Consider the following 23289-nt stretch of genomic DNA (forward strand, 5'->3'; position numbering starts at 1 on the left):
AGTCGTGAACGAGCGACCGGAACACCAGCCCTTTGCGGCTGACCTGTGACATCCCCTAGGGGAACCCTGGCGGGCAGGCCCCCGCCCGGTTTACCCCGCTGCGTCGGTTTCTGCGGGTGTTCGTTACATTCTCGATGGATTACCCACATATCGGACACGTAGCTTCGGAGGCGTCCTTCACGAGCCCCCGAGGAAGAGTCGCCGATATGCGTGCACCCCGTCGTACCGCCCTCCTGCGCGTCACCGCCCTCACCGGCGCGGCCGCGGTCGCCCTGGCCCTCCCGGCCGGTGCCGCGTCCGCCGACGACCTCCCTCCCGCGCCGCCGAGGCCGCAGGCCCTCCCCGCCCAGCCCGCGGCCGCGCCCGGGCCCGCGGCCCCCGCCGCGCCCGCCGGGCAGCGCGTGTACGTCACCACCGTGCGGCTGGCGGACGGCTCCGTCGCCAAGGTCTACAAGAGGGGCCCCGGCCGCTTCGAGGCCGACGTGCACGCCGGGTCCACGAGGCTCGACACCCTGGTCACCCGGGGCGGCAAGCCCGCCCACGGCCAGCACAACGGCCTGCACGTGGTGCTCCAGCCGAACGGCACGGTGACCTCCTGGGTCGAGGGCGCGAGGCCGCGGCCCGAGCCCCGGGCCGAGCGCTCCGTGCGCGTCGACCTGCCGGGCGGCCGGATCGGCAAGCTCGTCGACGGCCCGAAGGGCAAGCGGGTGGAGATCTCCACCTTCGACGGCAAGCGCGTGGCCACCGTCGACCGCAAGCACCCCTCCGTGTTCGACGACGGCTGGACGTACAAGCTCGTCCAGGACGGCAGCCGCGTGAAGTTCGTCGTGATCGACGGCCGCGGCGGCGGCGACAGCTGGGTCTACGACTTCGCCGGGCGGCTCGTCGAGCAGTACACGGCCGAGACCGCCCCCCAGGCCCCCGGCGCCAAGCCGTAGGGCGCCGGCGGGCACCGCCGGCCGGGTCCCGCGGCCCGGCTCCCAGGAACGGCGAACGGCCGGTCTCGCCACGGGGGGCAGGACCGGCCGTTCGCTGCCGGCCGCGCAGGGCTGCGCGGCTGCGCGGCGGCTACTTCGCCGGCTCGGGCTCCGGCTCGCTCGGCTCCTCCTGCGCGGCCGGCTCCGCCGGCGGCGCGGTCTTGACCGACTCCAGCAGCAGCTGGGCCACGTCCACGACCTGGAGGGACTCCTTCGCCTGGCCGTCGTTCTTCTTGCCGTTGACGGAGTCGGTCAGCATCACCAGGCAGAACGGGCACGCCGTCGAGACGATGTCCGGGTTGAGGGACAGGGCCTCGTCCACGCGCTCGGTGTTGATGCGCTTGCCGATCCGCTCCTCCATCCACATCCGCGCACCACCGGCGCCGCAGCAGAAGCCGCGCTCCTTGTGGCGGTGCATCTCCTGCTGGCGCAGGCCCGGGACGGCGGACATGATCTCGCGCGGCGGCGTGTAGACCTTGTTGTGCCGGCCCAGGTAGCACGGGTCGTGGTAGGTGATCAGGCCGTCGACCGGGGTCACCGGGACCAGCTTGCCCTCGTCGATGAGGTGCTGGAGCAGCTGGGTGTGGTGGATGACCTCGTACTCGCCGCCGAGCTGCGGGTACTCGTTGGCGATGGTGTTGAAGCAGTGCGGGCAGGTCGAGACGATCTTCTTGGCCGACTTCGGCTTCTTCGTCTGCGGGTCCTCGTCGTCCTCGCCGAACGCCATGTTCAGCATCGCGACGTTCTCCTGGCCGAGCTGCTGGAACAGCGGCTCGTTGCCCAGGCGCCGCGGCGAGTCACCGGTGCACTTCTCCTCGCCGCCCATGATCGCGAACTTGACGCCCGCCATGTGCAGCAGCTCCGCGAAGGCCTTGGTGGTCTTCTTGGCGCGGTCCTCCAGGGCGCCGGCGCAGCCGACCCAGTAGAGGTAGTCGACCTCGGTGAGGTCCTCGACGTCCTTGCCGACGATCGGGACCTCGAAGTCGACCTCCTTGGTCCACTCGACGCGCTGCTTCTTGGCCAGGCCCCAGGGGTTGCCCTTCTTCTCCAGGTTCTTGAGCATCGTGCCGGCCTCGCTGGGGAAGGCGGACTCGATCATCACCTGGTAGCGGCGCATGTCGACGATGTGGTCGATGTGCTCGATGTCGACCGGGCACTGCTCCACGCACGCACCGCAGGTGGTGCAGGACCACAGCACATCCGGGTCGATGACGCCGTTCTCCTCGGCGGTGCCGATCAGCGGGCGCTCGGCCTCGGCGAGGGCCGCGGCCGGGACACCGGCGAGCTGCTCCTCGGAGGCCTTCTCCTCGCCCTCCATGGTCTTGCCGCCGCCGGCCAGCAGGTACGGGGCCTTGGCGTGCGCGTGGTCGCGCAGCGACATGATCAGCAGCTTCGGGGACAGCGGCTTGCCGGTGTTCCAGGCGGGGCACTGCGACTGGCAGCGGCCGCACTCGGTGCAGGTGGAGAAGTCGAGGATGCCCTTCCAGGAGAACTGCTCGACCTGGGAGACGCCGAAGACGTCGTCCTCGCCCGGGTCCTCGAAGTCGATCGGCTTGCCGCCGCTCGTCATCGGCTGGAGCGCGCCGAGCGCGGTCTCACCGGTGGCGTTCCGCTTGAACCAGATGTTCGGGAAGCCGAGGAAGCGGTGCCAGGCGACACCCATGTTGGTGTTCAGCGAGACGGTGATCATCCAGATCAGCGAGACGCTGATCTTCACCATGGCGGTGAAGTACATCAGGTTCTGCAGGGTGGCCGTCGACAGCCCCTTGAACGCCAGCACCAGCGGGTACGAGGCGAAGTACGCGGCCTCGTACGACTCGACGTGGTGGATGGCGCCCTCGATGCCGCGCAGCACGTAGATGGCCAGGCCGATGGTGAGGATGACGTACTCGACGAAGTACGCCTGCCAGGCCTTGGAACCCGCGAAGCGCGACTTGCGGCCGGCCCGCGAGGGCAGGCTCAGCAGGCGGATCACGATCAGGGCGGCGATGCCCAGGATCGTCATGACGCCGATGAACTCGATGTAGAGCTCGAACGGCAGGAACCCGCCGAGGACCGGCAGGGTCCAGTCGGCCTGGAAGAGCTGGCCGTAGGCCTGGGCCAGGGTCGGCGGCAGGGTCAGGAAGCCGATCGCCACGAACCAGTGGGCGAAGCCGACGATGCCCCACCGGTTCATACGGGTGTGGCCGAGGAACTCCCGGACCACGGTGACGGTGCGGGCCTTCCAGTTGTCCGTGCGGCTGCCCGCGGGCACGGGCTGGCCGATCTTCACGAACCGGTAGATCTGGGCGATGGCTCGGGCGAAGAGTGCAACGCCGACCACGGTCAGGGTCAGCGACACAATGATCGCGGCGAGTTGCATGACGGGCTCCTCGGGCGGGCCATTACTAAGCGGTAACTTATCCAGTCAAGCTGAGGTTACCGACTTATACGGCCGCACTGTAGCTGTGCAGGCGGTGATCTGTGTCGCTCAGGGCCGCCTTGCCCGGCGCCTCGCCCGCCGCAGCGCGAGCACGGCCCGCGGGGTGCGCGCCAGGATCGCCAGGTCCATGCCGAGCCAGTGGTGCTCGACGTAGTGCCGGTCCAGCAGCGCCATTTCCTCCCAGGGTAGGTCGGAACGGGCGCCCACCTGCCACAGCCCCGTCATCCCGGGGCGTACGTGCAGCCGGTCCGGGTGCGCCGCACCGCCCTGCGGGGCCGGGCCGACCAGGGACATCTCCCCGCGTACGACGTTGAGCAGCTGCGGCAGCCCGTCGAGCGCGTACGCGTCGAGGACCGCCGCGACCGGCCCGCCCGAGGCCCGGAACCGCCAGGTCCGAAACCTCCGGCCGCCCCGCCCCAGCCGCACCTCGCGCACGAACGGCGGCCCGCCGGGGGCCAGGGCCAGGGCGGTCAGGGCCAGCGGCAGCCCGAGCAGCGCGAGCAGGGCCAGCGCACCGGCGACGTCGAGCACCCGCTTCGCCGAGCCGTGCTCGGCCCAGGCCCGTCGCAGCCGGGCGCGGGCGGCGGCGGCCGGCCGGGGCGGCGGGGCCAGGGTCGGGGCGTGCATGCAAGGCACCGTGCCGCACGTCGGGCGCTGCGCCGGGGCGCCGCGCGGCACGGGCCGGGCGTGTCCCCCGCTCGGCGGGGTCGCGGGCGGCCCGGGTCGTGCACCCTTCCTTGCGCGTAAGGGGCACCTAAAGGTTGAGTCGACAAGACTCAGGTCTGTTGACGCGGTCCGGCGGGTAGGGCATTCTTGAGCCTGTTCCACTCAAGTCAGCTGGAGGAATCAAAATGGCTCGTGCGGTCGGCATCGACCTGGGCACCACCAACTCCGTCGTCAGCGTTCTCGAAGGCGGCGAGCCCACCGTCATCACCAACGCCGAGGGCGCCAGGACCACGCCGTCCGTCGTCGCCTTCGCCAAGAACGGCGAGGTCCTCGTCGGCGAGGTGGCCAAGCGCCAGGCGGTCACCAACGTCGACCGCACCATCCGGTCGGTCAAGCGCCACATGGGCACCGACTGGAAGATCAACCTCGACGGCAAGGACTTCAACCCGCAGCAGATCTCGGCGTTCATCCTGCAGAAGCTGAAGCGGGACGCCGAGGCCTACCTGGGCGAGAAGGTCACCGACGCGGTCATCACCGTCCCGGCGTACTTCAACGACTCCGAGCGCCAGGCCACCAAGGAGGCCGGCGAGATCGCGGGCCTGAACGTCCTGCGCATCGTCAACGAGCCGACCGCCGCCGCCCTGGCCTACGGTCTCGACAAGGACGACCAGACCATTCTCGTCTTCGACCTCGGTGGCGGCACCTTCGACGTGTCCCTGCTGGAGATCGGCGACGGCGTCGTCGAGGTGAAGGCCACCAACGGTGACAACCACCTCGGTGGTGACGACTGGGACCAGCGCGTCGTCGACTACCTGGTCAAGCAGTTCGCCAACGGCCACGGCGTCGACCTGTCCAAGGACAAGATGGCGCTGCAGCGTCTGCGCGAGGCCGCCGAGAAGGCCAAGATCGAGCTGTCCTCCTCCACGGAGACCACGATCAACCTGCCCTACATCACGGCGTCCGCCGAGGGCCCGCTCCACCTGGACGAGAAGCTCACCCGCGCCCAGTTCCAGCAGCTGACCGCGGACCTCCTGGAGCGCTGCAAGACCCCGTTCCACAACGTCATCAAGGACGCCGGCATCGCCCTGGGCGAGATCGACCACGTCGTCCTGGTCGGCGGTTCCACCCGCATGCCCGCCGTCGCCGAGCTCGTCAAGGAGCTGACCGGCGGCAAGGAGGCCAACAAGGGTGTGAACCCGGACGAGGTCGTCGCCATCGGCGCCACCCTCCAGGCCGGTGTCCTCAAGGGTGAGGTCAAGGACGTCCTGCTCCTCGACGTGACCCCGCTGTCCCTCGGCATCGAGACCAAGGGCGGCATCATGACCAAGCTGATCGAGCGCAACACCACGATCCCGACGAAGCGTTCGGAGATCTTCACCACGGCCGAGGACAACCAGCCGTCGGTGCAGATCCAGGTCTACCAGGGCGAGCGCGAGATCGCGGCGTACAACAAGAAGCTCGGCATGTTCGAGCTGACCGGTCTGCCGCCGGCCCCGCGCGGCGTCCCGCAGATCGAGGTGTCCTTCGACATCGACGCCAACGGCATCATGCACGTCACGGCCAAGGACCTCGGCACGGGCAAGGAGCAGAAGATGACCGTCACCGGCGGCTCTTCGCTCGCCAAGGACGAGGTCGACCGGATGCGCCAGGAGGCCGAGCAGTACGCGGAGGAGGACCAGCGCCGCCGCGAGGCCGCCGAGACCCGCAACCAGGCCGAGCAGCTCGTGTACCAGACGGAGAAGTTCGTCAAGGACAACGAGGAGAAGGTCCCGGCCGAGGTCAAGACCGAGGTCGAGACCGCCGTCGCCGAGCTGAAGGAGAAGCTCAAGGGCGAGGACACCGCCGAGATCCGCACCGCGACCGAGAAGGTCGCCGCGGTCAGCCAGAAGCTCGGCCAGGCGATCTACGCCGACGCCCAGGCCGCCGGTGCGGCCGGTGCCGCCGCCGGTGACGCGGGCCAGGCCAAGGCCGACGACGACGTCGTCGACGCCGAGATCGTGGACGACGAGAAGCCGAAGGGCGGCGCTGCCTGATGTCGGAGGAGACCCCGGGCTTCGAGGAGAAGTCTGACGTCCCCGCCGACGGCACGACCGACGAGCCGAAGGCCACCGACTCCGCCGACCAGGCGGAGGAGGCGGCCCCGGCCGGCGACGCCGGTCCGTCCGGCGGGGCCGACGCGGCCCTGGTGGCGCAGCTGGACCAGGCCCGTACGGCGCTCGGTGAGCGCACCGCGGACCTCCAGCGGCTCCAGGCGGAGTACCAGAACTACCGCCGTCGGGTGGAACGGGACCGGGTGACGGTCAAGGAGATCGCCGTGGCGAACCTCCTGAGCGAGCTGCTCCCGACCCTCGACGACATCGGCCGCGCCCGTGAGCACGGCGAGCTGGTCGGCGGCTTCAAGTCCGTGGCCGAGTCGCTGGAGACGGTCGTCGCGAAGATGGGCCTGCAGCAGTTCGGCAAGGAGGGCGAGCCCTTCGACCCGACCGTGCACGAGGCCCTGATGCACTCGTACGCGCCCGACGTCACCGAGACGACGTGCGTGGCGATCCTGCAGCCTGGGTACCGGATCGGCGAGCGTACGATCCGTCCCGCGCGGGTCGCGGTGGCCGAGCCCCAGCCGGGCGCGGCGCCGAAGGCCGAGGACGCCGGCGATGCGGACACCGATGCCCCTGACAAGGGCTGACGCAGTACACCTGAGGAAGAAGGCACGAGAGGAGGGACACCGGCGGTGAGTACGAAGGACTACTTGGAGAAGGACTACTACAAGGCGCTCGGTGTCCCCAAGGACGCCACCGAGGCCGAGATCAAGAAGGCGTACCGGAAGCTCGCCCGCGAGTTCCACCCGGACGCCAACAAGGGCGACGCCGCCGCGGAGGAGCGCTTCAAGGAGATCTCCGAGGCGAACGACGTCCTCGGCGACCCCAAGAAGCGCAAGGAGTACGACGAGGCCCGCGCCCTGTTCGGCAACGGCGGCTTCCGCGCCGGGCCCGGCGCGGGCGGCGGCTCCTTCAACTTCGACCTGGGCGACCTCTTCGGGGGTGCCCAGGGCGGCGGGGCCGGCGGCTTCGGCGGCGGGCTCGGGGACGTGTTCGGCGGCCTGTTCAACCGGGCCGGGGCGGGCGCGGGCACCCGCGTCCAGCCGCGGCGCGGCCAGGACATCGAGTCCGAGGTCACCCTCTCGTTCACGGAGGCGGTGGACGGCGCGACCGTGCCGCTGCGGATGTCGTCCCAGGCCCCCTGCAAGGCCTGTTCGGGCACCGGCGACAAGAACGGCACCCCCCGGGTGTGCCCGACCTGTGTCGGCACCGGTCAGGTCTCGCGGGGCAGCGGCGGCGGCTTCTCGCTGACCGACCCGTGCGCGGACTGCAAGGGCCGCGGCCTGATCGCGGAGAACCCTTGCGAGGTCTGCAAGGGCAGCGGACGGGCCCGGTCCTCGCGGACCATGCAGGTCCGGATCCCGGCGGGCGTCTCCGACGGCCAGCGGATCCGGCTGCGCGGCAAGGGCGCGCCGGGCGAGCGGGGCGGCCCGGCCGGTGACCTGTACGTCGTGGTCCACGTGGACGCACACCCCGTCTTCGGCCGCCGGGGGGACAACCTCACGGTGACCGTCCCGGTGACGTACCCGGAGGCGGCGCTGGGCGCCGACATCCGGGTGCCGACCCTGGGCGGCCCGCCCGTCACCCTGAAGCTGCCGCCGGGCACCCCCAACGGGCGTACGATGCGCGCCCGCGGCAAGGGCGCCGTCCGCAAGGACGGCACGCGCGGCGACCTGCTGGTGACGATCGAGGTGGCCGTTCCGGCAGAGCTGTCGGACAAGGCCAGGGAAGCACTGGAGACCTACCGGGACGCGACCTCTTCCGAGGACCCGCGGGCCGGCCTGTTCGAGTCCGCGAAGGGAGCATGAGATGGACGGTCGCCGCAGGCAGCCTCGGTTCGGTAACGGGGCGTACGAACTCACCGACGACTCGCCGGTGTACGTGATCTCGGTGGCCGCCCAGCTCTCGGGACTGCATCCGCAGACCCTCCGCCAGTACGACCGCCTCGGCCTGGTCTCCCCGGACCGCACGGCCGGGCGCGGCCGGCGCTATTCGGCCCGGGACATCGAGCTGCTGCGCACGGTGCAGCAGCTGTCCCAGGACGAGGGCATCAACCTGGCGGGCATCAAGCGGATCATCGAACTGGAGAACCAGGTCGCCGCGCTGCAGCAGCGGGTGGCCGAGCTCTCCGCGGCCGTCGACGGCGCCGCCGCGGCCATGCGCCAGCGCGAGGCCCAGGTGCACGCCTCCTACCGGCGGGACCTGGTCCCGTACCAGCCCCCGCAGCAGAGCGCGCTGGTCGTGTGGCGCCCCAAGCGCCCGCAGGACTGAGCGCCCGCACCGCGCGCGAGGACCCCGCCCTGGCTCCCAGGGCGGGGTCCTCGCGTCTGCGGTCAGCGGTCGGGAGGGCCCAGGATGCCCGACTGGGCGATGAGGAAGCCGAGTTGGGCCCTGCTGCCGCTGCCGAGCGTGCTGGCGAGCTTGGCGATGTGGGCCCGGCAGGTACGCACGTTCATCCCGAGCCGGCGGGCGATGGCCTCGTCCACGTGCCCCTCGACGAGGAGTTGGGCGATGGAGCGCTGGACGCCCGAAATGCCGTCGGGGGTCGGGGTGTAGGTGACTTCCTCGTGCAACGGCACAGCGCGCCGCCACAGTTGTTCGAAGACCTTGATGAGGTAGTCCACCAGACCCGGGTGGCGAAGCTCCAGGGCCACCCTGCGGTCGTCGCTGGCGGGGATGAAGGCCACCGTGCGGTCGAAGATGATGAGCCGCTCGATGAGTTCCTCCAGCGTGCGGATCTCCACCTTGCCCGCGGAGATGCGGTCCACGTAGGCGAGCGTGCCCTGGCTGTGCCGCACGGTGTGCTGGTAGAGGGTGCGGATGCTGACCCCGCGGTCGATGAGCGGGGCGTCCCGCTCCAGCGCCTGGGTGAGGGCGAGTGAGGGGCGCGGTCCGCCGGGCTGTACCGTCAGGACCTCGGTGTGGCATTCGGCCGTGGCCAGGTTGAGCGCCGCGTTGATCCGGTCGAATCCTTCCAGCACGGTGATGGCGTGGGTGTTCGACGGGCTCTGCGCGCTGATGGCGAGGAACGGCTCGAAAGCGTCGGTCAGATCTACAGCGGTTCTGCGTCGCTCCTGGATCTCCCGTTCAATCGGGTGCAGTCGTTGGGCCAGAGCGACGGACGGGGGAACCGGCCGGAGCTGGTTCGCGTCGTCAGGATCGGGCTGCAGAAGCGCGAATTCGAGCAGGCAGGGCGCGTTCTGGACCTCGGTACGGGCGATTCGTCCCGTGCTGAGCGCCGCCGCGTAGAGCCGTGTCCCCTCGTCGCACAGGGACGTCACGGGGTGGGGATGTGTCGGGTTTGTGTCGCTTCTGGGCAAATCTCCACCCCCCAGGGTCCTGAACATGCAAGAACATGATGCATCGTCCCTGTGGCATTGACGTGCCCGAATGAGCCATCGTCTGACACGCGGGGGAGAGGATTCCATCAAGTGAGGACGAAGCCGACCATGTACAAGAGAATGCTTCGCTCGGCGCTTGCCGTTGTTTTCTCCGTCGTTGCGGTATTCGGGGCAGTGGGCGCGTTCGGCGCGGACACCGGCAACGTGCAGGCAGAGTTCGACACCGGCTGGACCAGTGCTCCGACCGGCAAGGTGGACACCGGGTGGACCTCGCTCCCTGCGACGGAGGCGTGATGACCCCCGACGACCGCGATTTCCGGCGCGAAATGGCCTCCGCCTACCGTTCCGGGTGGCAGTTCATCGACCTCGTCACGGCCATCCCCCACCCTGGCGATTCGTTGATGGTCACCCTGTTCGGTCAGCCGATCGTCGTGGTGCGCGAGGAGGACGAAGACGTCCGGGCCTACCGCTGCCTGCGCCGCCCCCGCGGCGCGCCGCAGCCCGTCCGCTGCGAAGTCAGGTACGGCATGGTCTTCGTCAACCTGGATCAGCGTGACCACCAGCTCTTCGAGCCCGACATCACCACCGCCACCCCCCGCAGTGCCTGACGCGATCCCCCCGTCGTCGCAGATCGCGCAGGTGCTTCCCCCACACAACGGCGCCATCGTGGACCTGAACACGATGGCGCCGTTGTGCTTGCCGCGTCCAGTGCGCGAATCGGCCAGGTGAGGCCGTACGCGGGCCCGGGCGAGGCCGTACGCGGGCCCGGCTCGGGCGCGCCCGCCCGGCCGCCCGCTCAGGCGCGGCCCATCGCGCGGTCCAGCGCGATCTCGATGACCACCCGGTCCGGGTTCGGCGACGGCGTGCGCCCGTAGCGCTCGGCGTAGCGCGCCACCGCGTCGGCGACCGCGGCCTCCTCCGTGCGGATCACCGCGCGCCCCTCCAGCGTCGCCCAGCGGCGCCCCGCCATCTGGCACACCGCGACCCGCGCCCCGTCCGGCTGCGCGGCCAGGACGTTGCGGACCTTCTTGCTGTGCTTGTTGCTGATCACCCGGGCGATCCCCGCCTCCGGGTCGTACGTGACGCCCACCGGGACCACGTGCGGCGTGCCGTCGGGGCGCGGGGTCGTCAGGGTGCACACGTGCCGCTCCCGCCAGAAGGCGAGGTACTCGGGCGTCGGGTCGAATGGGTCGTGGGACATGCGCCGAAGCGTACGCGGAAGACTCCGGAAGGGTGCCCCGGAGCCGCCTTGAGTGGAATAGACTCAACTTTGTGCACGTTGTGCGTATCAGTATCTGTGCTGTTGTGGAGAGGAGAAGCCAGACGTGGACGCCGAGCTGACCAACAGGAGCAAGGACGCGCTGAACGCCGCGAGCAGCCGGGCCGTCAAGGACGGTCACGCGGACCTGACCCCCGCGCACCTGCTGCTGGCGCTGCTCGCCGGCGAGGACAACGAGAACATCGTCGACCTGCTGGTCGCCACCGAGGCCGACCAGGCCGCCGTACGCACCGGCGCCGAGCGGCTGCTCGCCGCCCTGCCCAGCGTCACCGGCGCCACGGTCGCGCCGCCGCAGCCCAATCGCGAGCTGCTGGCGGTCATCGCCGACGCCGCCGAGCGCGCCAAGCGGCTCGGCGACGAGTACCTCTCCACCGAGCACCTCCTCGTCGGGATCGCCGCCAAGGGCGGCGCCGCCGGTGAGGTCCTGGCCCAGCAGGGCGCGACCGCCGACCGGCTGCTGACCGCTTTCGAGAACGTACGAGGAGGACGGCGGGTGACCACCCCCGACCCGGAGGGCCAGTACAAGGCCCTGGAGAAGTTCGGCACCGACTTCACGGCGGCGGCCCGCGACGGCAAGCTGGACCCGGTCATCGGCCGGGACCAGGAGATCCGCCGCGTGGTGCAGGTCCTGTCCCGCCGGACGAAGAACAACCCGGTCCTGATCGGCGAGCCCGGCGTGGGCAAGACCGCCGTCGTGGAGGGCCTGGCCCAGCGGATCGTCAAGGGCGACGTCCCGGAGTCGCTGAAGAACAAGCGCCTGGTGGCGCTGGACCTCGGCGCGATGGTCGCGGGCGCCAAGTACCGCGGTGAGTTCGAGGAGCGCCTGAAGACGGTCCTGGCCGAGATCAAGGACAGCGAAGGCCAGATCATCACCTTCATCGACGAGCTGCACACCGTCGTCGGCGCGGGCGCCGGCGGCGACTCGGCGATGGACGCGGGCAACATGCTCAAGCCGATGCTGGCCCGCGGCGAGCTGCGCATGGTCGGCGCGACCACGCTGGACGAGTACCGCGAGCGGATCGAGAAGGACCCGGCGCTGGAGCGGCGCTTCCAGCAGGTGCTGGTCGCCGAGCCCACCGTCGAGGACACCATCGCGATCCTGCGCGGACTCAAGGGCCGCTACGAGGCCCACCACAAGGTCCAGATCAACGACGGCGCCCTGGTTGCCGCGGCCACCCTCTCCGACCGGTACATCACCTCCCGCTTCCTGCCCGACAAGGCCATCGACCTCGTCGACGAGTCCGCCTCGCGCCTGCGCATGGAGATCGACTCCTCGCCCGTCGAGATCGACGAGCTCCAGCGCGCCGTGGACCGGCTGCGCATGGAGGAGCTGGCCCTGCGCAACGAGTCGGACCCGGCCTCCAAGGAGCGCCTGGAGAAGCTGCGCAAGGACCTCGCCGACAAGGAGGAGGAGCTGCGCGGGCTGACCGCGCGCTGGGAGAAGGAGAAGCAGTCCCTCAACCGGGTCGGTGAGCTCAAGGAACGCCTGGACGACCTGCGCGGCCAGGCGGACCGGGCCCAGCGCGACGGCGACTTCGACGCCGCCTCCAAGCTGATCTACGGCGAGATCCCCGCGCTGGAGCGCGAGCTGGCCGAGGCCACCGAGGCCGAGGCGGAGGCGGCCACCCGCGACACCATGGTCAAGGAGGAGGTCGGCCCGGACGACATCGCCGACGTCGTCGCGGCCTGGACGGGCATCCCCGCAGGCCGGCTGCTGGAGGGCGAGACCCAGAAGCTGCTGCGCATGGAGGACGAGCTCGGCCGGCGCCTGATCGGCCAGGGCGAGGCCGTGCGGGCCGTCTCCGACGCCGTGCGCCGCACCCGGGCCGGCATCGCCGACCCCGACCGGCCCACGGGCTCCTTCCTCTTCCTGGGCCCGACCGGCGTCGGCAAGACCGAGCTGGCCAAGGCGCTCGCGGACTTCCTCTTCGACGACGAGCGGGCGATGGTCCGCATCGACATGTCCGAGTACTCCGAGAAGCACTCGGTGGCCCGGCTGGTCGGCGCCCCGCCCGGCTACGTCGGCTACGAGGAGGGCGGCCAGCTCACCGAGGCCGTGCGCCGCCGGCCGTACTCGGTGGTGCTGCTGGACGAGGTGGAGAAGGCCCACCCCGAGGTCTTCGACATCCTGCTCCAGGTCCTCGACGACGGCCGGCTCACCGACGGACAGGGCCGGACGGTGGACTTCCGCAACACCATCCTGATCCTGACCTCCAACCTGGGCAGCCAGTTCCTGATGGACCCCGCCACCTCGGCCGAACGCAAGAAGGAGCAGGTCCTGGACGTGGTCCGGGCCTCCTTCAAGCCGGAGTTCCTCAACCGGCTGGACGACCTGGTGGTCTTCTCCGCCCTCAGCGAGGAGGAGCTCGCCCGGATCGCCGCCCTCCAGATCGACCGGCTCGCCCGGCGCCTGGCCCAGCGCCGGCTCACCCTGGACGTCACGCCCGAGGCCCTGGCCTGGCTGGCGGACAAGGGCAACGACCCGGCGTACGGTGCCCGCCCGCTGCGCCGCCTGATCCAGACGGCGGTCGGCGACCGGCTGGCCAAGGAGATCCTGGCGGGCGAGGTCAAGGACGGCGACACCGTCCTCGTCGACGTCGCGGGGGAGGACCTGCTGGTCGGCAGGGCCATGTGAGGGCCCTGCGGTACGCCCGGAGCGGATCGCGCCTGTGGGGCTACCACCCCGCGGGCGCGATGGGGGAGGATGGCAGCATCCGCACGAAGGGAAGTACACGGTGAGCATCGATCCGGCCTCGATTCCGAACTTCGGGAACCAGCCCGAACCGCAGGCCTCAGGACCGGCGGGCCCCGTCGTCCCTGACCAGGACCTGGTCAAGCAGCTCCTGGAGCAGATGGAGCTGAAGTACGTCGTCGACGACGAGGGAGACCTCGCGGCGCCGTGGGAGGAGTTCCGTACGTACTTCATGTTCCGCGGCGAGGCGGAGCAGCAGGTCTTCTCGGTCCGGACGTTCTACGACCGGCCGCACAAGATCGAGGAGAAGCAGCAGCTCCTCGAGACGATCGACGACTGGAACCGCCGCACGCTGTGGCCGAAGGTCTACACCCACACCCACGACGACGGCTCGGTCCGTCTGATCGGTGAGGCGCAGATGCTGATCGGCACCGGCGTGGCCCTGGAGCACTTCGTGTCCTCCACGGTCAGCTGGGTCCGCGCCTCGATCGAGTTCGACAAGTGGCTGCTGGAGCAGCTCGGCCTGGAGCAGGAGCTGGAGTCCGACAAGGGCGACGACGAGGGCGACGCCGAGTAGTCCTCGGGAGTCCTCGCGCGCAGGCAGTACGTGGGCCGGGCCGTTCTCAGTCCCTGCCGTTCTCCGGGCGCCGGCCGTGTCAGGGGTGCAGGCGGGCCAGCCGCGAGACGGCCTCTTCCAGGACCTCGACGCGCTTGCAGAAGGCCCAGCGGACCTGGGTGCGGCCGGCCTCCTTGTCGTCGTAGAAGACGGAGTTCGGGATCGCCACCACCCCGCAGCGCTCGGGCAGCGCACGGCAGAAGGCCAGCCCGTCGCGCTCGCCGAGCGGGGCGATGTCGGTGGTGACGAAGTACGTGCCCTGGGGCCGGTGGACCTCCAGGCCGGCCGCCTCCAGCCCCGCCGCCAGCAGGTCGCGCCGGGCGCGCAGGTCCTCGCGGAACTCCGTGTAGTAGCTGTCGGGCAGGGCGAGGGCCTCGGCGACGGCGTACTGGAAGGGCCCGGAGGAGACGTACGTCAGGAACTGCTTGGCCGAGCGGACGGCCGCCACCAGGGCCGGGGCGGCGGTGATCCAGCCGACCTTCCAGCCGGTGAACGAGAAGGTCTTGCCGGCCGAGGAGATCGTCACCGTGCGCTCGCGCATGCCCGGCAGCGAGGCGAGCGGCACGTGCGCGCCCTCGAAGACCAGGTGCTCGTAGACCTCGTCCGTGACCACCAGCAGGTCCCGCTCCACCGCCAGCTCCGCGACGGCCGCCAGCTCGGCCGGGCCGAGGACGGTGCCCGTGGGGTTGTGCGGGGTGTTGAGCAGCAGCAGCCGGGTGCGGCCGGTGACGGCGGCGCGCAGCTCGTCCAGGTCGAGGCCGAAGCCCCCGGGACCCGGGCGCAGGGTGACCGGGACCCGGGTGGCGCCGGCCATGGCGATGCAGGCCGCGTAGGAGTCGTAGAAGGGTTCGAGGGCGACGACCTCGTCGCCCGGCTCCAGCAGGGCGAGCAGGGCGGCCGCGATGGCCTCCGTCGCCCCGGCGGTGACCAGGACCTCGGTGTCGGGGTCGTAGGACAGGCCGTAGAAGCGCTCCTGGTGGGCGGCGACCGCCCGGCGCAGCTCGGGCACGCCCGGGCCGGGCGGGTACTGGTTGCCGTGGCCGGCGCGGATCGCCCGGACGGCTGCCTCGGCGATCTCGGCGGGGCCGTCGGTGTCGGGGAATCCCTGGCCGAGGTTGATGGAGCCGGTGCGGGTGGCCAGGGCCGACATCTCCGCGAAGATCGTGGTGCCGAACGAGGCGAGACGGCGGTTCAGGAGGGGGCGGCTGCCGCCCACGGGTGCGCTCATGGCGCCATCCTGGGCGGAACCTCTGGAGTTGCTCAAGTGTGCTTTGGGCCGTCGGACGGGAGGGCATCCCCCCAGCACGCGGGACACGGGGGTCCCGTACCTCGGGGGACCGAGGCTTCTCGGAAGGGGGCGAGGACGATGTTCCTGGCCTTTGCGTTCGTTGTCTTCATGCTGCTCGTCGTCGGAATCATCGTGCTCGTCGCCCGGGCCGGGAGCGGCGGGAAGTCCTCGTCGCGGTCCTCGGACGGCGGCTGGTGGGCCTCCGGCGGGGGCTCGTCCGCCGCGTCGTGCGGCTCGTCGTCCTCGTCGTGCGGTTCGTCCTCCTCGTCCTGCGGGGGCGGCGGTGGTGGCGGTGGCGGCTGCGGGGGCGGCAGCAGCTGACGGGTCATCGGGTACGGCCCTGGCGCGCTGTGTTGAACACGTGAACTGTGTAGCCCCCGGGGGGATGTAAACCCCTTCAAGTTGGGTAAAAACGCTGTGAGTGCCGTGCCTTTCATGATTCCCTCGGTTGAGTTTCCCTCGCGCGTTTGCGGAGCCGACTCATGCTCACGACCCTCCAGACCTCCTACACCGACACGCGTGCCGCCGACCTCGCCTGGGCCCTGGGTCGTGACCGGCTTCCCGCCCTGGCCGTACTGAATCTCGAACTGGCGAGCGCGAAGGTGGAGTTGCGCCTGCTCGGGGCCTCCCACCAGGTGCTGCTGGAGGAGGGCGAGGTCCGGTGCTCCGAGACCGTCGCCTGCATGCCCGGAAGCTGTACGCCGCTGCCGCTGGGGGTGGCCAAGCGCGTGGGGGACTGGGAGTACGAGTTCGCCGCCCGCGTCGAGACCCTCTCGCAGGGCTCGTTCGCGGGCCGGGCGCAGGAACTGCTGGCGCTCGTCGCCGACCACCCCAACGGGCTGGCCGGCACCTTCCCGGGCAGCCCGCACGCCTTCACCGCGATGCTCGTGCAGCGGCACGAGGGCCAGGTCCGGTGGCGGACCTGGCACGCCTACCCCCAGGAGGGTCAACTCGTCGCCACGCGCACCCGGGTAGGAGTACGGATGGCGGCCGCCTTGTAACCGGTGCGGGCGGAGCGCGGTGCACACAGGCGCGCGATCGTTTCTGCGCCCTTCGCGGCGTTACGCCAACCGGGCTCACCCATGCCTCGGTTGCACCCATGTGGGTGACTTGATGCGGGCGGGACCTGACGTACGGTTCGCTGCATGATCGACCGTTCCGCCCCCCGCGGGGTGCTCCCGGCTCCACGGCCGCGGGGCGTGGCGACCGTCCAGGCCGCCCTGCCCGTACGGCCCCGGACCGGCCGACTGCTGGTGCTGGCCACGGTGTTCGTCTGCGCCGCCTGCGGCCTCGTCTACGAACTGGAACTGCTCGCCCTCGCCTCGTACCTGATCGGGGACTCCGTCACCCAGACCTCGGTCGTGCTGTCCGTGATGGTCTTCGCCATGGGGGTGGGCTCGCTGCTGGCCAAGCGGCTGCGGGGCCGGCCGGCGGTCGGCTTCGCCGCCGTGGAGGCCGCGCTCGCCCTGCTCGGCGGGCTGTCGGCGACCTCCTTGTACGCCAGCTTCGCCTGGCTGGGCGAGGCGCGGCCGGCGCTGGTGGCGTTCTCGCTGGCCATCGGGGTGCTGATCGGTGCCGAGATCCCGCTGCTGATGACGCTGATCCAGCGGGTCCGCAGGCAGGACGCGGGCGGCGCGGTCGCCGACCTGTTCGCGGCGGACTACGTCGGGGCACTGGTCGGCGGACTCGCCTTCCCGTTCCTGCTGCTGCCGCTGCTCGGCCAGCTCACCGGGGCGATGCTGACCGGCACGGTCAACGCGGCCGTCGGCGGGGCACTGGTGCTGTGGCTGTTCCGGCGCGACCTGAGCGGGCGGGCACGCTGGCTGCTGCTCGCCGCCAACGTCGGGGTGCTGGCGGTCCTGGCGTCGGCGACGCTGCTCGCCGACGACTTCGAGCGGGTCGCCCGGCGCGCGGTCTACGGCGGGGACGTACGGGTCGCCCTCCAGACCGGGGTGCAGGAACTGGTGCTCACGGGCCCCTCCACCGGCTCACCGCGCTCGCTGGACCTCTACCTGGACGGCCGGCTGCGGGTCAGCGGCTACGACGAGTACCGCTACCACGAGGCGCTGGTGCACCCGGCGATGACCGGACCGCACGGCCGGGTGCTGGTCCTCGGCGGCGGGGACGGCCTCGCCGCGCGGGAGGTGCTGCGCCACCCCGACGTGGCGCGGGTGACCGTCGTGGATCTCGATCCCGGGGTGGTCCGGCTGGCCCGGACCGACCCCATGCTGTCGGTGCTCAACGCCGGCGCGTACGGCGACCCGCGGGTGGAGGTGGTCACCACCGACGCCTTCCGCTGGCTGCGCGGCCTGCCGGCCCGGCAGTTCGACGTGATCGTCTCGGACCTCCCGGACCCCGGGATCACCCCCAGCACCAAGCTGTACTCGCAGGAGTTCTACGGGCTGGCCGCGCGGGCCCTGCGCCCCGGCGGCCGGATCGCCGTGCACGCGGGGTCGCTGACGACCCGGCCGCACACCTTCTGGACGGTCGAGGCCACGCTCCGCGCGGCGGGCCTGGCAACGGCCCCCTACAGCGCGGGCGGCCGACTCAGCGGCTTCGCGGCCGGACCCGACCGGACCCTGGGCGTGAGCGGCACCTCGCCGCAGGACTGGGGGTTCGTCCTGGCGGCCGTCGGGCACCGGCCGGAGCTGCGGGTCGACCGCGACACCCCGGCGTTGCGCTCGCTGTCCACGGCGGCGCTGCGGGACTCCGCCCGCGAGGCCGAGCACCAGCGGATCAAGGGGCTGCCGCCCTCGACGCTGCCGCATCCGCGGTACTCGGCGTCCTGAGTCGCGCCGGAGCGAGACAGGTCCGCGGTGCGGGACCGGGTGCGAAGGGGCCCTTCGTCGGTAGGCTCGGCTGCATGGAGCATCAGGTGTTCGTTCCGGTCCCCGTAGAGAACCTCCGCGCCGTGCTGCGGGATCCCGCGCGGCTGGCCCGGTGCGTGCCGGGGCTCCAGCAGGACGCCGATGCGGCGGCCGGGCCGCTGTCCGGCCGGCTCAAGCTGCGGGTCGGCGGGCACACCATCACCTATCGCGGGGCGCTGAGCGTGACCGAGCGGGACCCGGAGGCCTTCGAGATCACCGGTGAGGGCACCGAGGTGCGCGGGACCGGGGCCGTGAAGGTGGCGCTCGCGGTCCGGCTGGCCGAGGCCGACGGCGGCACCCGGCTGCTGCTCGACGGCACCGGCACCGCCGACGGCCGGGCCGCCACGTTCGAGCCGGCCGCCACCACCGCCGCGCTGCACCGCCTGCTGGACCGCGCCGCCGGTCACCTGGCGTCGGCGGCGTCGGCTGCGGTCGCCGCCGACACGTCGGCCGGGGCGGACCTGGACACCGGCGACGCCGCCCGGGACGCCACCCCCGACAGCCCCCGCGCCGGAGACGTCGCGGAGACCCGCAGGGCCGACGACGCCGAGGACGACCTCGGAGACGTCCCGGACACCCGCGGGACCGACGACACCGAGGACGAGATCGACCTCGACGACACCGAGGACGAGATCGACCTCGACGCGGACCTCGAAGGCGATCTCGACGGGGACCTCGACACCGGGATGGACCTCGACGCCGATCTGGAGGCCGAGGCGGCCTCGGTGTTCGACACCGAGGTGCCGCCCTCCTCCCTCGACCCGTTCGCGGACGACGACTTCACCGGGTTCGGCGACGCCGGAGCCCGACCTCCCGCGGAGGCGGCCCACGCCCGGCGCACCATGATCGGCCGCAGTGCCGAGGAGGTCGACCACGCGCCGCCGCGCGGCCGGTACGCCCCCGTCCCCGCCCCGGACCAGGGTGCCTCCGGCGGCAGTCTGCGCTGGCTCGTGCCGGCCGCGGCCTTCGCCGTGGCCTCCGCGGTGGCCGTCGGACGGGTCCTGCGCCGCCGCCGCTGACTGGCCGTAGGGTCGGACCCATGAGTACGCAACTGAGCGCCGGGGGCGCCGAACTGACCGTCGACCAGGACAACGGCTGCCGGATCAGCAGCCTGCGCATCGACGGGACCGAGCTGCTGCGCCAAGGCGCGCACTTCGGTTCGTTCCCGATGGTTCCCTGGTGCGGCCGGCTCGGCGAGGGCCGCTTCCGCACCGGCGGGGTCGTCCACCAGATGCCGCTCAACCATCCGCCGCACGCCCTGCACGGCTTCGCCCGCGACGCCGCCTGGCGGTCGGCCCGGGCGGAGAAGGCCGAGGCCGCCTTCTACTACGACCTGGTCGAGCCCTGGCCGTACCCGGGGCGGGTCACGCAGACCTTCGAGCTCACCGAGGACTCGCTCACCCTCGGCCTCGGCATCGAGACGTACGGGGACAGCTTCCCGGCGCAGGCCGGCTGGCACCCGTGGTTCCTGCGCAACCTCGGGCACGGCGAGGACGTGGTGGTCGACTTCCGGCCCGAGTGGCAGGAGGAGCGCGGCGACGACTACCTGCCGACCGGCCGCCGGATCACGCCCCTGCCGGGCCCCTGGGACGACTGCTTCGGGATGCCCTACGGCGTGGACGTCACCCTGACCTGGCCCGGCGCGCTGGAGGTCAAGGTCACCAGCCGGGCGGAATGGGTGGTGATCTACGACCAGGAGGCCGAGGCGGTGTGCGTCGAGCCCCAGACCGGCCCGCCCAACGGACTGAACACCGCGCCCCGGCTGGTCACGCCGGTCGATCCGCTGGAGGTCACGACGACCTGGACCTGGCGGCGGCTCTGAGCTCGGGGGCACGGGCTCTAAGCTCATGGCTATGAGTGACGTGCGTGGTGAGCTGCTCCAGCAGATCAAGGACAAGGCCGTGGTCCACGGCAAGGTGATTCTCTCCTCGGGCCTGGAGGCCGACTACTACATCGACCTCCGCCGGATCACCCTCGATGGGGAGGCGGCCCCGCTGGTCGGCCAGGTCATGCTCGACCTCACCGCCGACCTCGACTTCGACTGCGTCGGCGGCCTCACCCTGGGCGCCGACCCGGTGGCGACCGCGATGCTGCACGCCTCGGCCGCCCGCGGGCAGCGCCTGGACGCCTTCGTCGTGCGCAAGGCGCAGAAGGCCCACGGCATGCAGCGTCGGATCGAGGGCACCGAGGTCAAGGGCCGCCGCTGCCTGGTGGTCGAGGACACCTCGACCACCGGTGGCTCCCCGCTGACCGCCGTGGAGGCGGTCCGCGAGGCCGGCGGCGAGGTCGTGGCCGTCGCCACGATCGTGGACCGCGGTGCCGCCGGGGCGATCAGCGAGGCCGGCCTGCCGTACCTGACCGGCTACCAGCTGTCGGACCTCGGCCTCGCCTGAACCGGTGACCAAGGTCCGGACCGGCTTACCGGCGAGGTTCTGACCAGCTCTTTTGTGACCGCTCCGGGTGTTTCACGTGAAACACCCGGAGCGGTTTCGCGTCTGCCCGCGACCGGCGGGGTGGAGTGTCCGGCCGAGTCTGGAAAGATGGGGGCGACGATGACGTCGCCCCCAGGTCAGGGCCAGCAATAAGCACACCACCCGCACATACAAGGAGCGGACAGATGCCCATCGCAACCCCCGAGGTCTACAACGAGATGCTCGACCGGGCGAAGGCAGGCAAGTTCGCCTACCCGGCCATCAACGTGACCTCGTCCCAGACCCTGCACGCTGCGCTGCGCGGCTTCGCGGAGGCCGAGAGCGACGGCATCGTCCAGATCTCCACCGGCGGTGCCGAGTTCCTGGGCGGCCAGCACAGCAAGGACATGGTCACGGGTGCGGTCGCCCTGGCCGAGTTCGCGCACATCGTCGCCGCCAAGTACGACGTCAACATCGCGCTGCACACCGACCACTGCCCGAAGGACAAGCTGGACGGCTACGTCCGCCCGCTGCTCGCCCTCTCCGAGGAGCGCGTCAAGGCCGGCCGCAACCCGCTGTTCCAGTCGCACATGTGGGACGGCTCCGCCGAGACCCTGGCCGACAACCTGGCCATCGCCCAGGAGCTGCTGCCCCGCGCCGCCGCCGCCAAGATCATCCTTGAGGTCGAGATCACCCCGACCGGTGGCGAGGAGGACGGCGTCACCCACGAGATCAACGACGAGCTGTACACCACGGTCGAGGACGCGATCCGTACCGCCGAGGCCCTCGGCCTGGGCGAGAAGGGCCGCTACCTGCTGGCCGCCTCCTTCGGCAACGTGCACGGCGTCTACAAGCCGGGCAACGTCGTCCTGCGCCCCGAGCTGCTGAAGGACCTGCAGCAGGGTGTCGGTGAGAAGTACGGCAAGACCAGCCCGTTCGACTTCGTCTTCCACGGCGGCTCCGGCTCCACCGAGCAGGAGATCGCCACCGCGCTGGAGAACGGCGTCGTGAAGATGAACCTGGACACCGACACCCAGTACGCCTTCACCCGCCCGGTCGCCGACCACATGTTCAAGAACTACGACGGCGTCCTGAAGGTCGACGGCGAGGTCGGCAAGAAGTCCACCTACGACCCGCGGACCTGGGGCAAGCTGGCCGAGGCGAGCATGGCGCAGCGCGTGGTCGAGGCCTGCGCCAACCTGCGCTCCACCGGCACCAAGATCAAGTAACACCCGCCGCACGCAGTGGCCAAGGCCCTGCCCCGGTCCGTCCCCGACGACCGTGGGCAGGGCCTTCGCCTTTCCCCCTCCGCCGTGTCCCCCCGCCCAGGACGCCCCCCGACGCCCTGGGCGGTCCCCAGGGGACCGGTGGCTCAGCCGGCCGACGGCCGAGCCGTCGGCCAAGTCATGCCGTCATGCCGTCATGCCCTCGGCCCGTCATGCCGTCATCCCGAACGGCAGCGCCGCGACCGTCGCGGTGCCCACGCGTGCGGCGAACACCTGCTGGCCGTCCTGGGTCCCGGTGACCTCGACGCCGCAGTCACCGCTGCGCTGGGCATGGATCCACAGCGGCGTGCCGAACTCCGCGTAGCGCTGGAAGCTGCTGACGACGCAGGCCGGCAGTACGTCCGGAGCCGGGGTCAGCGCCACGGCGGCCTGCCGGGCGGCCTCCAGCAGCACCATGCCCGGCAGGTGGTCGCCGGGGTGGTCGAAGAGGACCGGGTGCCGGGTGTCGTAGCGCAGCTGCCAGGTGGACCCGGTCCCCTGCTGCGGGGCCGTGGCGAGCACGACGTCGAACGGCGACCAGCGTCCGACCTGGGCGGGCTTGAGCGGGGCCGGCGGCAGCGAGGGCACCGGACGGCGGCCGAGCTGCTCGGCCCGCAGCCGGCGGTAGACCGCCGGGGAGGCGACGGTGTAGCCGATCTTGGCGGTGGCGAGCACGGTGTCGTGGTGGCGCACGACCACCGCGTACTGCAGGGCCTGGAGCTGGGTGCCGCGGCGGCGGATCTCGGTGCACGTGACGTCGAGGTCGACGTCGGCGGGGACGTCGCCGATGACGAGGGTGTCCGGGTACGTCGTGTAGTCCAGGCGCCAGAGCAGGAACTGGTGGCCCAGCGGGACGTCGAAGGCCTCGTGGGCGACGTAGGAGCCGACTTGGCGGACGGTCTCGCAGATCAGCATCGGGTCGTAGTGGGAGCCGGCGATCGGGGCGAAGAAGCTGTGCGCGCGCGGCAGCTGCGCGGTGACGTGGAACCGGTCCTCGGCGGGCCGGCACATACCGGTCAGGAAGACCTCGGCGACGGCGGCGCGGTGGACGAGCTCGCGGGCGACGGTCCTCGTCCGGTTCCCCCCGACGGCCTCGGGGCACACGCACGGGACCGCGTCCGCGCGCAGGAAGGCGAGGTCGTCGGTCGGTTCCAGGAACGTGAGCATCGGATCCCCGTCATGATCATGACCGAAAGTCGTTGCGGTTACCCGTCGCCGGGTACGTACTTTCGGGTTTGGTCGGCACCCAGACAATTACCCGAAGATCAGGTTTCTGGGGGTTCGAAGTGACGCATTCCACATCCACGGCCCTTGCGGAATCAATCAGTCCGCCCTCAACTGCCCAGCTCAGGGGGCGTGAAGGAGCCAT

Annotated in this window: 22 protein-coding genes; 16 read left to right on the top strand and 6 right to left on the bottom strand. The window is 71.3% G+C overall.

Annotation, left to right across the window (positions count from 1 at the left end; all coding sequences use genetic code 11):
• The first annotated feature begins 206 nt into the window (after nt 1–206).
• Nucleotides 207–938 (top strand): hypothetical protein, encoded by a 732-nt coding sequence (locus LG632_RS12890; protein WP_226727155.1) that lies wholly within the window; start codon nt 207–209, stop codon nt 936–938.
• A 130-nt stretch (nt 939–1068) separates the two neighbouring features.
• Here the strand turns inward: LG632_RS12890 and LG632_RS12895 are convergent, their stop codons facing one another.
• On the bottom strand, nt 1069–3339 hold the full coding sequence (locus LG632_RS12895; protein WP_226727156.1) for a (Fe-S)-binding protein: 2271 nt from the start codon (nt 3337–3339) through the stop codon (nt 1069–1071).
• 108 nt (nt 3340–3447) lie between these two features.
• A complete protein-coding gene (locus LG632_RS12900) occupies nt 3448–4026 on the bottom strand; it encodes a sugar transferase (protein ID WP_226727157.1) in 579 nt (192 codons plus the stop codon).
• Nucleotides 4027–4250: 224 nt separating this feature from the next.
• Here LG632_RS12900 and dnaK point away from each other — a divergent pair, with 224 nt between their 5' ends.
• From dnaK to LG632_RS12920, 4 genes are read left to right on the top strand one after another with little or no spacing between them, the layout of a single operon-like run.
• Nucleotides 4251–6098, top strand: a complete 1848-nt coding sequence (gene dnaK / locus LG632_RS12905; RefSeq protein WP_226727158.1) for a molecular chaperone DnaK — start codon at nt 4251–4253, stop codon at nt 6096–6098.
• Nucleotides 6098–6748, top strand: a complete 651-nt coding sequence (grpE, locus tag LG632_RS12910; RefSeq protein WP_226727159.1) for a nucleotide exchange factor GrpE — start codon at nt 6098–6100, stop codon at nt 6746–6748. Before dnaK ends, grpE begins: the two co-directional genes overlap by 1 nt.
• A gap of 45 nt (nt 6749–6793) precedes the next feature.
• Nucleotides 6794–7969 carry a molecular chaperone DnaJ gene (gene dnaJ, locus LG632_RS12915; protein WP_226727160.1) on the top strand — a complete coding sequence of 392 codons (1176 nt, stop codon included), beginning with the start codon at nt 6794–6796 and terminating at the stop codon, nt 7967–7969.
• Nucleotide 7970: 1 nt separating this feature from the next.
• Nucleotides 7971–8432: a heat shock protein transcriptional repressor HspR gene (locus LG632_RS12920; protein WP_226727161.1), complete on the top strand. Its 462-nt coding sequence runs from the start codon at nt 7971–7973 to the stop codon at nt 8430–8432.
• 62 nt (nt 8433–8494) lie between these two features.
• On the opposite strand, the gene LG632_RS12925 is transcribed toward LG632_RS12920, so the two are convergent.
• Nucleotides 8495–9508 carry a helix-turn-helix transcriptional regulator gene (locus LG632_RS12925; RefSeq protein WP_226727162.1) on the bottom strand — a complete coding sequence of 338 codons (1014 nt, stop codon included), beginning with the start codon at nt 9506–9508 and terminating at the stop codon, nt 8495–8497.
• Nucleotides 9509–9592: 84 nt separating this feature from the next.
• Here LG632_RS12925 and LG632_RS12930 point away from each other — a divergent pair, with 84 nt between their 5' ends.
• On the top strand, nt 9593–9796 hold the full coding sequence (locus tag LG632_RS12930) for a hypothetical protein (RefSeq protein ID WP_226727163.1): 204 nt from the start codon (nt 9593–9595) through the stop codon (nt 9794–9796).
• Nucleotides 9796–10110 (top strand): Rieske (2Fe-2S) protein, encoded by a 315-nt coding sequence (locus tag LG632_RS12935; protein WP_219667885.1) that lies wholly within the window; start codon nt 9796–9798, stop codon nt 10108–10110. Before LG632_RS12930 ends, LG632_RS12935 begins: the two co-directional genes overlap by 1 nt.
• A 188-nt stretch (nt 10111–10298) precedes the next feature.
• Here the strand turns inward: LG632_RS12935 and LG632_RS12940 are convergent, their stop codons facing one another.
• Nucleotides 10299–10703 (bottom strand): pyridoxamine 5'-phosphate oxidase family protein, encoded by a 405-nt coding sequence (locus LG632_RS12940; protein ID WP_226727164.1) that lies wholly within the window; start codon nt 10701–10703, stop codon nt 10299–10301.
• 124 nt (nt 10704–10827) lie between these two features.
• Between LG632_RS12940 and clpB the strand changes: the two genes are divergently transcribed.
• Both clpB and LG632_RS12950 read left to right on the top strand, forming a co-directional pair.
• Nucleotides 10828–13416: an ATP-dependent chaperone ClpB gene (clpB, locus tag LG632_RS12945; protein ID WP_226727165.1), complete on the top strand. Its 2589-nt coding sequence runs from the start codon at nt 10828–10830 to the stop codon at nt 13414–13416.
• A gap of 100 nt (nt 13417–13516) precedes the next feature.
• Complete coding sequence (locus LG632_RS12950; protein ID WP_226727166.1) at nt 13517–14050, top strand: type III secretion system chaperone family protein; 534 nt, start codon at nt 13517–13519, stop codon at nt 14048–14050.
• A 79-nt stretch (nt 14051–14129) separates the two neighbouring features.
• Here the strand turns inward: LG632_RS12950 and LG632_RS12955 are convergent, their stop codons facing one another.
• The gene (locus LG632_RS12955; RefSeq protein ID WP_226727167.1) at nt 14130–15317 is read right to left on the bottom strand and encodes a pyridoxal phosphate-dependent aminotransferase; all 1188 of its coding nucleotides are present in this window, start codon (nt 15315–15317) and stop codon (nt 14130–14132) included.
• Between the two features lie 138 nt (nt 15318–15455).
• On the opposite strand from LG632_RS12955, the gene LG632_RS12960 reads away from it, so the two are divergent.
• The 7 genes from LG632_RS12960 (at nt 15456) to fbaA (ending at nt 21884) form a co-directional block, all read left to right on the top strand.
• Nucleotides 15456–15698, top strand: coding sequence for a hypothetical protein (locus LG632_RS12960; protein WP_226727168.1), 243 nt, complete (start codon nt 15456–15458; stop codon nt 15696–15698).
• A gap of 161 nt (nt 15699–15859) precedes the next feature.
• Nucleotides 15860–16378, top strand: a complete 519-nt coding sequence (locus tag LG632_RS12965; RefSeq protein WP_226727169.1) for a DUF2617 family protein — start codon at nt 15860–15862, stop codon at nt 16376–16378.
• Nucleotides 16379–16522: 144 nt separating this feature from the next.
• Complete coding sequence (locus LG632_RS12970) at nt 16523–18166, top strand: polyamine aminopropyltransferase (protein ID WP_226727170.1); 1644 nt, start codon at nt 16523–16525, stop codon at nt 18164–18166.
• Nucleotides 18167–18240: 74 nt separating this feature from the next.
• Nucleotides 18241–19263: an SRPBCC domain-containing protein gene (locus LG632_RS12975; RefSeq protein WP_226727171.1), complete on the top strand. Its 1023-nt coding sequence runs from the start codon at nt 18241–18243 to the stop codon at nt 19261–19263.
• A 20-nt stretch (nt 19264–19283) separates the two neighbouring features.
• On the top strand, nt 19284–20066 hold the full coding sequence (locus LG632_RS12980) for an aldose epimerase family protein (RefSeq protein ID WP_226727172.1): 783 nt from the start codon (nt 19284–19286) through the stop codon (nt 20064–20066).
• Between the two features lie 31 nt (nt 20067–20097).
• The gene (pyrE, locus tag LG632_RS12985) at nt 20098–20637 is read left to right on the top strand and encodes an orotate phosphoribosyltransferase (protein WP_226727173.1); all 540 of its coding nucleotides are present in this window, start codon (nt 20098–20100) and stop codon (nt 20635–20637) included.
• A gap of 224 nt (nt 20638–20861) precedes the next feature.
• Nucleotides 20862–21884: a class II fructose-bisphosphate aldolase gene (gene fbaA / locus LG632_RS12990; protein ID WP_226727174.1), complete on the top strand. Its 1023-nt coding sequence runs from the start codon at nt 20862–20864 to the stop codon at nt 21882–21884.
• A 207-nt stretch (nt 21885–22091) separates the two neighbouring features.
• Here fbaA and LG632_RS12995 read toward each other — a convergent pair whose 3' ends face one another.
• A complete protein-coding gene (locus tag LG632_RS12995; RefSeq protein ID WP_226727175.1) occupies nt 22092–23087 on the bottom strand; it encodes a ScbA/BarX family gamma-butyrolactone biosynthesis protein in 996 nt (331 codons plus the stop codon).
• Nucleotides 23088–23289 lie beyond the last annotated feature (202 nt).

The sequence above is a fragment of the Streptomyces antimicrobicus genome (assembly GCF_020532625.1).
Lineage (GTDB): Bacteria > Actinomycetota > Actinomycetes > Streptomycetales > Streptomycetaceae > Streptomyces > Streptomyces antimicrobicus.